General features: G+C 71.9%; 9 protein-coding genes. 4 read left to right on the forward strand and 5 right to left on the reverse strand.

Translation table 11 applies throughout. The features are described 5' to 3' along the window. The 3 genes from PROKR_RS07500 to PROKR_RS07510 form a co-directional block, all read right to left on the reverse strand. The coding region (locus PROKR_RS07500; RefSeq protein ID WP_084800308.1) for an HNH endonuclease at positions 1-1,485 on the reverse strand (1,485 nt) is incomplete at its 3' end. Between the two features lie 674 nt (positions 1,486-2,159). Next, on the reverse strand, positions 2,160-2,762 hold the full coding sequence (locus tag PROKR_RS07505; protein ID WP_036961453.1) for a response regulator transcription factor: 603 nt from the start codon (positions 2,760-2,762) through the stop codon (positions 2,160-2,162). Then, positions 2,759-3,946 (reverse strand): sensor histidine kinase, encoded by a 1,188-nt coding sequence (locus tag PROKR_RS07510; protein ID WP_245605738.1) that lies wholly within the window; start codon positions 3,944-3,946, stop codon positions 2,759-2,761. Before PROKR_RS07510 ends, PROKR_RS07505 begins: the two co-directional genes overlap by 4 nt. 257 nt (positions 3,947-4,203) lie before the next feature. On the opposite strand from PROKR_RS07510, the gene PROKR_RS07515 reads away from it, so the two are divergent. Beyond that, positions 4,204-5,937: a CocE/NonD family hydrolase gene (locus PROKR_RS07515; protein WP_036961458.1), complete on the forward strand. Its 1,734-nt coding sequence runs from the start codon at positions 4,204-4,206 to the stop codon at positions 5,935-5,937. 61 nt (positions 5,938-5,998) lie between these two features. Here PROKR_RS07515 and PROKR_RS07520 read toward each other — a convergent pair whose 3' ends face one another. Continuing rightward, positions 5,999-6,796 carry a PAS and ANTAR domain-containing protein gene (locus PROKR_RS07520; RefSeq protein ID WP_245605739.1) on the reverse strand — a complete coding sequence of 266 codons (798 nt, stop codon included), beginning with the start codon at positions 6,794-6,796 and terminating at the stop codon, positions 5,999-6,001. Between the two features lie 326 nt (positions 6,797-7,122). On the opposite strand from PROKR_RS07520, the gene PROKR_RS07525 reads away from it, so the two are divergent. From PROKR_RS07525 to PROKR_RS07535, 3 genes are read left to right on the forward strand one after another with little or no spacing between them, the layout of a single operon-like run. Beyond that, positions 7,123-7,641: a phage holin family protein gene (locus PROKR_RS07525; protein WP_036961461.1), complete on the forward strand. Its 519-nt coding sequence runs from the start codon at positions 7,123-7,125 to the stop codon at positions 7,639-7,641. After that, on the forward strand, positions 7,638-7,973 hold the full coding sequence (locus tag PROKR_RS37290; RefSeq protein ID WP_051432766.1) for a DUF3618 domain-containing protein: 336 nt from the start codon (positions 7,638-7,640) through the stop codon (positions 7,971-7,973). The genes PROKR_RS07525 and PROKR_RS37290 overlap by 4 nt, the downstream gene beginning before the upstream one ends. Positions 7,974-7,997: 24 nt before the next feature. Next, positions 7,998-9,089, forward strand: coding sequence for a YihY/virulence factor BrkB family protein (locus PROKR_RS07535; RefSeq protein ID WP_036961463.1), 1,092 nt, complete (start codon positions 7,998-8,000; stop codon positions 9,087-9,089). Between the two features lie 13 nt (positions 9,090-9,102). Here the strand turns inward: PROKR_RS07535 and PROKR_RS07540 are convergent. Continuing rightward, on the reverse strand, positions 9,103-10,042 hold a 940-nt coding region (locus PROKR_RS07540; RefSeq protein WP_036961464.1), incomplete at its 5' end, for an epimerase.

Below are 10,042 nucleotides of genomic sequence, written 5' to 3' on the forward strand. Positions count from 1 at the left end.
CGGGTCGAGGGCGGGACCCGACACAGCGGTTGCTGGCGCGCCGGTGGGCGTTTCGGAATCTGCGACGGGTGCGGGCCCGCCGACAGACGCGTTGCCGAGCCCGGTCGAGCTCACGATCGATTCCGCCTCAGAGGCCGAGGCGGTGGCACGTACCGAGGGCGCGGCAGGAACGGCGAACGCGTCACGCACGGGTGTCGTGCCCCGGCCCAGTGTCGTGGCCCGGGTCCTGGCCGGGGCTGGTGGTGTGGGCGCGACCGAGACATACGCGTGGCCCGTCGGCGTGACCGTCTCAACCGCATGACGGCCGTCCAGGTGGGTGGCCTTCTGGGACCAGCCGGGGGACTGCTTCGCGTGATTACACCGGGCACACAAGCCCTGACCGTTGTCGAGGCTGGTCGGGCCGCCCTCGGCGTGCGGGGTGACGTGGTCGGTGTGCCGGACCGGCGCGTCACACCAGACAGTGGCACAGATGCCCTGTTCTCGGGCCCGCAGGAGGCTGGCGAGTCCCTGGGGGTGGAACCGGGACGTCGAGGTCGTGGCCAGCAGCCGCCCGTGCGGGTTGACGTAGATCGACCGCAACCAGGCCGTGTCGGTCTCGATCGCGTGCGCGGCGAGGTTGCGGGCCACCGGGGCCGGGACAACGCCCGCACCGGCTGGGGCACCCTCGACCACCACAGCGGGCTGGTTGCCTGCGGCCAGGAGGGTGTCGTCCGAGACCAGGAGGTTGATCGTGACCGGCACATCCGCCGCGTGACCGGGTTCGCGTCCGGTGGCGTGTTCGATGAGGGTGTCGGCCATGATCTGACCCACCCCACGCCCGTCCCCGGACGCCTTCGCGGCATCGGCGGTTGTCTTGAGCTGGGCGTAGGCCTGCACACCCTGCGCCATCGGCACCAGCGCGGTCAGGTAGACCATCAGGTCCGGGGCCGGACGGATCGAGACCCGGCGTTCCGTCACGGCCTTGGCGTTGCGGTTCACGCACGCGTGCACATCCAGCCGGGCGGCGAGTTCCTTGATCCGGGCGATCAGCCGTCGGGTGCTCATGCGGGCGAGTTCGGTCAGGTGGGTGGGTCCGCAGATCTCCTCATCGATCAGGGCCCGGTGCTCCACGGACAGGTGGGACGTCTCCCGCACCAGGAGGGTGGCCCGCCATTGGGACAGGACCCCGGTCTGCAGGGCGGTGAAGGTGTGGGGCATCTGGGTGATCCAGACCCGGGAGGTGGACACGAATCCGGCCCCCGCGTGCGGGCTGACCCGTAGCGCGGCGCCGACCTGGTTCGGGACACCGCGCCCACGCCGCTCGGCCCGGATACTCTGCCGAGCCTCATCAGCACGCATTGCCTCGTCCAGGGCGACCGTGAGTCGGGCCTGCGTGGCGGTGATCGCGTTCTTCACGGCTTCCAACTCACCGAGCAGGTCGACCCACTGGGCCTGCACTGCCGCAGGCACACTGGCGGGAGTGTCAGTGGCACCGGGCAGGATCATCTCTGCCAGGGCCCGCCGCACCGCCCGCACACCTGCCACGTCGACGACACCGCCAGACACGGCCGCGCCGGACGCCCCAGCACGGCCGGGCAGCACGGACCCGGCAGGCAGTCCCGGCCCGTTCCCGGGCAGCACCGATCGAGCAGGCTGCTCGCCTGCTCGTTCTGGTACCCCACCGGTTCGTGTCATGCCATCAACATATCGCACACGTGTACGCATCGCTCGTCGAACCGGCCCGCTCTGCCAATAGCGGAACCCGGCCGCTCGTCCTGTGGACAACTACTGGAACTCAGCAGTGAGGGGCTGTCAGGGCGGCCCCTCACTGTCGACCGTGCCTCGGGCATTTCCTGGGCAGGACCCGGTAACGCCTCCGCTTCGTGCAAGGCAGGGCTAGACCTGACGAATCCGGACCCGACAGGGTCGAGCGCCACGAAGCCCGGTCGTTCGAGCCTCCACCTCACCCCACCCGCTATCGCGTTTTCACCCCTGCGAACCGGCCCCTGTCCACCGTCACCGTCACTCCCTCCAGGTGGTGCAAAGGCCCGCCCAGGCTGCGTGGTCGGCGTCGGCATTGCTGCCACCGACACCGGCTCGATCGAACCGCTCGACGAGACGATCGGCGCGGTCCCGCCCGCCGGGAGGCGATCGCGGATCCGCCGTCGTCCCAGGCCGCCCTACAGCCAGTCGTGCTCCCGCGCGTACCGCGCCGCCTCGTGCCGCGTGCGGGTCTGCGTCTTCTGCATCGCGTTGGAGAGGTAGTTGCGCACCGTGCCCTCCGCGAGGTGGAGCTGGGCCGCGATCTCGGCCACGGAGTAGCCCTTGCTGGTCACCCGCAGGACGTCCATCTCACGCTCGGTCAGTGGGCAGTCGTCGATGACGGCGAGCGCCGAGACGTCCGGGTCGATCCACCGCTTGCCCTCGTGGAGTGCCGTGATGACCGTCGTGATGTGGGCCGGCTCCGCGGACTTGCTGACGAAGCCCTGCACGCCGAGCCGCAGCGCCTTGCGCAGCACCCCTGGCCGGGCGTGCCGGGTGAGCATGAGGATCACCTGGTCCGGTTGCGCGGCCCGGATCTCGCCGACGGCGGCCAGCCCGTCCACCCCGGGCATCTCCAGGTCGATGACCAGGACGTCGGGCCGGTGCTCCAGCGTGGCCTCGACGGCGGCCGCGCCGTCCTCCGCCTCGGCGAGCACCGTGATGTCGCCCTCCAGGGGCAGCAGCGCGGCGAGCGCCTTGCGGAGCAGCGCCTCGTCGTCGGCCAGTACCACCGTGGTCATCTGCTGCCCTCCAGAACTGTGGCGGACGGAGCCGTCGTCCCACCAGTGATTGTCTCAGCGGCCGCGCTCCCGGCCCCGCTCCCGTACGACGCCGTCGTCCGGAACCGCCCCGCGTGCTGCTCCACGGTCAGCTCGCCGCCGTCCTCGGCGACGCGCTGCCGCAGGGCGGACAGCCCGCTGAGCTCGGGCGCCGGACCGGGCCGAGCGCCGTCGTTGACGATGTCGATGCCCGTCCCGGTGAGGGTGATGCGTACCCAGGTCGCCTGGGCGTGCCGCAGGATGTTCGTCGTCGTCTCGCGCAGCACCTGGCCGAGCAGCTCGGCGGTGCGCGGGTCGGCCTCGGCCGGGCGGTCCACGCGGACGGCGATGCCCGCGGCCTCGAACAGGTTCTTCGCGTTCTCCAGCTCGACCGACAGGTTGAGCCGCCGCTGCGCGTGCGCCAGGTCCTTGGTCTGCGAGATGGTGTCGGCCACCAGGGCGTGGATCTCGCGCAGCTCCTCCTGGGCCCGCTCCGGGTCGCGGTGCACCAGCTTCTGCGCCAGCACCGTCTTCAGCTTCACGACGTGCAGCGTGTGGCCCTGGATGTCGTGCAGGTCGCCGGCGAACCGGATGCGCTCCTGGGCGACGGCCAGCTCCGCCTCACGCTCGCGCGTCTCCTTCATGAGGTCGAGGTACCTCTGGTTGCCGTACAGCAGCGGCGTGGCCACGACGAAGGTGCCTGTCGGTATCAGCACGTAGGCGACCAGGTCGCCCACGACGTCGGCCTGCGACACCAGCAGGCGGCTCGCGCCCGCGGCCGCGATGAAGGCCAGCAGCCCGAGCCCCGCGGCGATCCGGTGCCGCGGCAGCTGGGGCACCACGAGGGAGCCCACGACGCCGATGCCGTAGAACGCCGTACTGCTGCCGGCCACCAGCGCCCCGAACAGCCACACGGCCGCGCTGACGGCCAGGCAGGGGAGGGCGACCCGCGCGAGGTCGTCCGCCGTCCACCGCTCCATCGCGACGATCGCCGCCAGCGCGCCTACGACCAGGGCGGTCGTGCCCCACCAGGTCTGATGGTCGATCAGTACCAGCACCACGCCCGCGAGGGCGATCGGCGGGACCTGCAGCACGAGGTTGAGCCGGCGCAGCCGGCCCTGGGAGGCCTCGTTGTGCTCGGACAGCGCGGTCCGCCGGGTCCTCACCACTCGGGGTCCATCGGCACTCCAGATCGGCTCGGACGGCAGGTCGGTTCGGGCGGCTCAGTTCGGACAGGGCGGGTCGGGTCGGGTCGGGTCCAGTATTCGTCCCCGGCCGCGCGCCCACCAGTGACACAGCGTCACGACCGGCCACGACGAATGTCATGCCGGGCCGATGACGCCTCCGCACTGTCGGGCGGGTGAAATCCGGGATGTGATCTAGCCGCACCAAGAACTCCGCACCCGAGAACCTGGAGAAGCACGTGAGAACACGCGCCACGGTCACGACCGTCTCAGCACTCGCCGCCGTCGCCCTGACGGGCGCGATCGCGGTCCCGGTCGCGACGGCGACATCGGACAGGGGGCAGGGCGGGAGCACGGCCGCCGTCGCCACCGCCGACGATCCCGTCACGCACGAGGAGAACCACCGCGTCCCGGAGGGTGCCGCCTGGACCCAGCACTACTTCCCGTCCTCGGACGGGTCGGACGTCGAGCTGCACGCCGACGTCCTGCTGCCGGAAGGGCTGGGGAAGGGCGCGCAGGTGCCGGTGATCCTGTCGGCTGGCTCGTACTTCGGGCACTCGGGCGAGATCTTCGACGAGGAGCACCCGCACACCGGCCCCTCGGACCGGTTCGGCGACCTGGTCGAGGGCCTCGACCTGTTCGACCGCGGCTACGCGCTGGTCCTGGTCGACACCCGCGGCTACGGGGGCTCGACCGGCTGCATCGACTTCGCGGGACCCGGCGAGCAGGCCGACGTCGCCGCCGCGATCGACTGGGCCGCCGACCAGTCGTGGTCGACCGGCTCGGTGGGCATGTACGGCAAGTCGTACGACGCCGTCACGGGCCTGATCGGCAACAACCTGGACCAGGACGCGCTCAAGGCCGTCGTCGCCCAGGAGCCCATCTGGGACATGTACGACCGGATCCGGTCGAACGGGATTCCGCGTCAGGAGGGCATCATCGCCCCGAACACGTACAACACGATCGCGACGCTGCCGCAGCTGCCGGACGACGACGAGCGCTACCTGAAGAACTCGAGGTACGAGGAGACGCACCCCGAGTGCGTGGCGGCCAACACCGCGAACAGCCTCATCGCGAACCCCGGCACCGGGTACTGGAAGGACCGGGACCTCGCCGCGCACGCCGCCGGCACGGACACCCCGCTGTTCGTGACCCAGGGCTTCCTCGAGTGGAACACCCGGCCCGAGGGCATGGCGGAGTACCTCACCAACCACGAGGGGCCGCAGCGCGGCTGGCTGGGGCCGTGGGACCACGTGCGCGGCAACGACACCAACCCGGACGGCCCCCTGAAGATGGGGCGCGAGGGCTGGTTCGAGGAGGTCGGTGCCTTCTACGACGAGCACCTCAAGGGCGTCGAGCCGACGACGGAGTACCCGGCGTTCGCGATCCAGGACAGCACGGGTGCCTGGCGCGGCGAGGACACCTGGCCCGTGGTCGACCGGACCGCGAAGGTGCGCCTCGGCAACGGCTCCTACACGGACGAGGGAGGCACCGAGGAGGGAGGCGACCCGGCCGAGGCGAGCTTCTTCGCCTGGTCGGCCCCGGTGCGGCAGGACACCCGCGTCGTGGGTACCCCGAAGGTCGCGCTGAACGCCCGGGGCACCGGCAACGTGCTGGTCGAGCTGCACGACGTGGCGCCCGACGGCACGGCCGTGCCGTTCGCCGAGCAGGCCGCGACGGTCACCGACGGCAGGCTCTCGATCGACCTCGAGTCGACGGACTGGACCCTGGCCGAGGGCCACCGGCTCGCGGTCGAGATCGGTTCTGTCCAGACCGGCTCCTGGGTCGACACGCCGTCCGGCCAGGTCATCACGGTCAGGGACGCCCGGCTGGACCTGTCGCTGGACGACCCGGCCGGCGACGCGCCCACCGAGGGCGGGCGCGCCACCTGGCTCGACACCTACCTGGCCGCCTACACGGCCGAGCTGGCGCCGGGGAGGCCCGTGTTCGCGGTGCCTGCGCCGCGCGGTTGAGGCAGAGCGTCGAGGCTCAGCAGTCGAGGCTCAGCGGTCGAGGCTCAGTTGTCCCGGCGGCTCAGTTGTCCAGGCGTCGCGTGTCGGTCGTCCCGGTCCGACGTGGCCGCCGGGTCAGCAGGGCGTCGTGCCCGCGGGGCCGACCCACCGAGTGGACCACGTCGAGCGCACGCCGCAGCGCGGCCTGCGTGACGCCGGTCTTCTCGTCGTCGGCACGGAGCGCCGCCATGACCTGTTCGGCCGCCAGGCGGAGCGGCACGTCCACCTTCTGCGCGACCTCGGTCAGCATCTCGGCGGCCGCTTCCTCGTCGACGCCGCGCACCGCGACGATGATGCCCTTGACCTGTTCGATGGCGGCCTGGCTGACGAACGCACGGTGGACGGCGCCGTCGGCGAGCCGGTCCAGGGCCTCCTTCTGGACGGGCGTCACGTCGACGACGTAGCCGACCAGCTCGGGGGAGTGGTCGAGCGCGCTGTGCGTGCCCTCACCCGTGACGACGACGGAGCGGGTGCGGCCGTTGCGCGACACGATGCGGTGCGCGCAGGCGAAGGGGCGGCCCAGCCGCAGGGCCTCGCCGGCGGCGCGGACCACGCGGCCGCGGTCGTCGGGGTGCTTGCGCGAGCGCAGCGCGTCGAGGCCGGGTTCCACCTCGTCCCGCTTCCAGCCGTGCATCGCGTACACCTCGTCGGACCACCACCACGTTCCCGACGTGACCCCGACGCGGTAGGTGCCGACCACCAGGTTGGTGCCGAGTCCTAGCGTGCGCACGAGGTCCGCCGCCGAGAACTGGTGGGGGAGGGCGGAGGGGCCACCGGCATCGCTCGCTGCTGTCGTTCGCGGCTTCTCGGTCAAAGGCACATGAACCTCCCAGATCCAGATGGATCTGGAGCCGCTTCATGACTCCAAGCCAAATACAATACCCCAGTTCGGGCGATTCCGACAGTACGGACGTCAAAGTCGCTGGTGAGGCCGGGATTCGAGATCGCTTTTGCGCTGCGTATCCCCGCGCTTTTCCGGCGCATTCCGTAATTCTGGTCCGGCAACGGGGCGCGGGTCGCGGGGCGGCCGGGTTGCGAGTCGATGTCGCGGGCCTAGGTTGATGAGTGGTCATGAAGCGGCCAGTTCTGCACGCCTTGTCACGCCAGCGGTCAAGCCAGAAGCCGAGCGAGAACGGGAGTCCGAGCATGAGCCATCCCGGCACGAGCCATTTGGACCACAGCCAGACCGATCACAGGCAGACGGACCCCAGGCAGACCAACCCCAGGCAGGCGGACCAGAGCGTGGGCAGCCTGGTCGGCGAGATCAGCCGCGACGTCTCGACGCTGATGCGGCAGGAGGTCGCGCTCGCCAAGGCGGAGGTGGCGGATTCCGCCAAGCGTGCCGGGAAGGGTGTCGGCATGTTCGGCGGCGCGGGCGTCGCGGGCCACATGGTCCTGGTGTTCCTGTCCCTGGCCCTGTGGTGGGCCCTCGGCACGCTGGTGGGCGGCGGCTGGTCCGCGCTGCTCGTCGCGGCCGTCTGGGCGGTGATCGCCGGGGTGCTCGCGCTGCGCGGCCGCGCCGAGCTGCGGGCCGTCGAGGGCCTGCCGCGGACGACCGAGTCGGTGCGGAAGATTCCCGACGCGTTGCACGGGCACGACGGGCTGCACGGAGCTGACGGCTCGCACGGAACCGATGCCGTACACGGACAGGAGAAGAACTCATGAGCGCCGGCGATCCCGAGGAGATCCGCGAGGAGATCGAGCGGACGCGCGACGAGCTGAGCAGGAACGTCGACGCGCTCCGCGACAAGGTGAGCCCCGGTCAGGTCGCCCGGCGTCAGGCGGAGCGCGTGCGCGCGGGGGTCGCCCGGGTCAAGGACCGGGTGCGGCACTCGGGGGACGAGACCGCGCCGGACGAGACCGCGCCGGACGAGGTCGCCCCGGACGAAGGCGTGCCGGACGCGGTCGCGCCGGAGGACCTGGCATGGGAAGACCTGGCACGGGACGACCTGGCACGGGACGAGCACGCGTGGCGGACCGACCGCCGCACCGACTGACCACTGGCCGATGAGGGGGCTGGCATGACTGACATCGACGACTCGTCGGCGCGGTCCGGCACTCCGGCACCGGACGACGGGCGCAAGCCCGACTCCCCGCCGGACCTGCGCCGGGTGACGTGGAAGTACGTCGCACGCAACACCGTGCGCCAGTTCACGCGGGACGAGTGCCTGGACCTCGCCGCCGCGCTGACCTACTACGCGGTGCTGGCCGCGGCGCCGGCGCTGCTCGCGCTGGTCTCCGTGCTCGGACTGGTGGGGGACGGCGGGCAGGCGGTCGAGCGGGTGCTCGACACGGTCGACGGAGTGGTGCCGCCCGACGCGCTGGCGATCGTCGAACCGCTCGTCCAGAACGCCGCGTCGGGCGGCGGCCGGGCCGGGCTGACCCTCGTCGTCGGTGTGGTCCTGGCCCTGTGGTCGGCGTCCGGGTACATCGGGGCGTTCGGCCGCGCGATGAACCGGATCTACGGGATCGACGAGGGCCGGCCCGTGTGGAAGCTCCGCCCGGTGATGCTGCTGGTCACGCTCGTCGCGGTGGTGATCGCGGCGCTCGTCGTGGCCGCGCTCGTGCTGAGCGGCTCGCTGGCCCGCGCCGTGGGCGACGCCGTCGGCCTGGGCGACACGGCCGTCACGGTCTGGAACATCGCCAAGTGGCCCGTGGTCCTCGCGCTGGTCATCGTGCTGGTCGCGATCCTGTACCGGGTCACGCCCAACGTCCGCCAGCCCCGCATGCGCTGGATCAGCGTCGGCGCGTTCGTCGCGATCTTCTCGTGGGTGCTCGCGTCCGCCGCGTTCGGCTTCTACGTCGCTACCTTCTCCAGCTACGACGCCACCTACGGGTCGCTGGCCGGGATCATCGTGTTCCTCCTCTGGCTGTGGATCACCAACCTCGCGCTGCTGTTCGGCGCCGAGCTGGACGCCGAGCTGGAGCGCGGCCGGGAGCTGCAGGGCGGGATCGCCGCCGAGGAGACCCTGCAGCTCCCGCCCAAGGACGCCCGGGCCAGCGAGAAGCGGGAGGCCAAGCACCTCCAGGAGGTCGAGCGCGGGCGCGAGCTGCGCCGCGCAGCGCGCCGGGACGAGGCGAGCCAGGGCGCCACGCGCCGGGACCGTGGCTGAGGAGGCCCAACGGCTACGGGCCCGGCGCGTAGACCCGGAACGCCCGCTCACAGGCCCAGGCGTGGAACCGGTCGAACAGCTCGACCTGCCGCTGGGCCTGGTCAAGGAGGTCGTCGAGCTGCGCGGCGTCCAGGCCGACGTCGGCGGCGTGCTCCCGGAGCGTCTGCCAGCCGCCGATCTTGGCCAGCACGGCCGACCGCATGAGCTCCGCCTCGACGACGGGCGTCAGCGGCGAGCGGTGCGTGACCCGGCCGTTGAGCTTGAGGCGGCCTACCTTCTCGCCCAGCCACGCGGCCGCCTGCCGGTACCGGCGGCGCGGCATACCGAGGGCGTCCAGCAGGTCCCGGTACAGCTCGCGTTCGCCGCGCAGCTGCTCGGTCACCTCGGCCAGCTCGGCGTGGAACGGGGTGTCCGCGTAGCCACGGGACATCCGTTCCATCCGCTCCAGGCCCGCCGTGGCGGCACTGAAGTGGTCCAGGAGGTAGAGGCCGAACAGGTAGTGGTCCATGGAGTCCGGCACCCGCAGCGGCGCGCTGCGGCGCAGCGGCACCACGGAGCCGCCCGCGGGCCGCGAGCCGGCGGGGTGGAGGGGTGCGGAGCCCATGCCCTGGCCCACCGCCATCCCGGCGAGCAGGTCCTCGATCGCCTCCTGGGCGGTACGACGTGGTGCCCAGCCCAGCTCCGCCCGTACCCGCGTCGTGTCCAGCACGGGGACGGACATCGCCATGTCGAGCCAGCCGGCGTCGGCGCAGACCAGGTGCGCGGCATGGGCGGCGGCGAGCGCGCCGCGCACCACGGCCGGCGACACCTCGATCAGGCGGCCGTGGTCGACGATCCGCGTGAGGTCCCGGCCGTCGAGGACGTCGTCGGCGGCGACGTTGAACGCACCCCGCGCCCGCTGCACCACCACGCGCCGGTACGCGTCGGCGACGTCGTCCGCGTGCACGGCCTGC

The organism is Promicromonospora kroppenstedtii DSM 19349 (genome assembly GCF_000515355.1).
GTDB lineage: Bacteria > Actinomycetota > Actinomycetes > Actinomycetales > Cellulomonadaceae > Promicromonospora > Promicromonospora kroppenstedtii.

Bases quoted from the DNA above. Each gene is read 5' to 3' on its own strand.
- PROKR_RS07505 (WP_036961453.1), bottom strand. From the start codon at position 2,762: ATGACCACGGTGGTACTGGCCGACGACGAGGCGCTGCTCCGCAAGGCG.
- PROKR_RS07525 (WP_036961461.1), top strand. From the start codon at position 7,123: ATGAGCCATCCCGGCACGAGCCATTTGGACCACAGCCAGACCGATCAC.
- PROKR_RS37290 (WP_051432766.1), top strand. From the start codon at position 7,638: ATGAGCGCCGGCGATCCCGAGGAGATCCGCGAGGAGATCGAGCGGACG.
- PROKR_RS07535 (WP_036961463.1), top strand. From the start codon at position 7,998: ATGACTGACATCGACGACTCGTCGGCGCGGTCCGGCACTCCGGCACCG.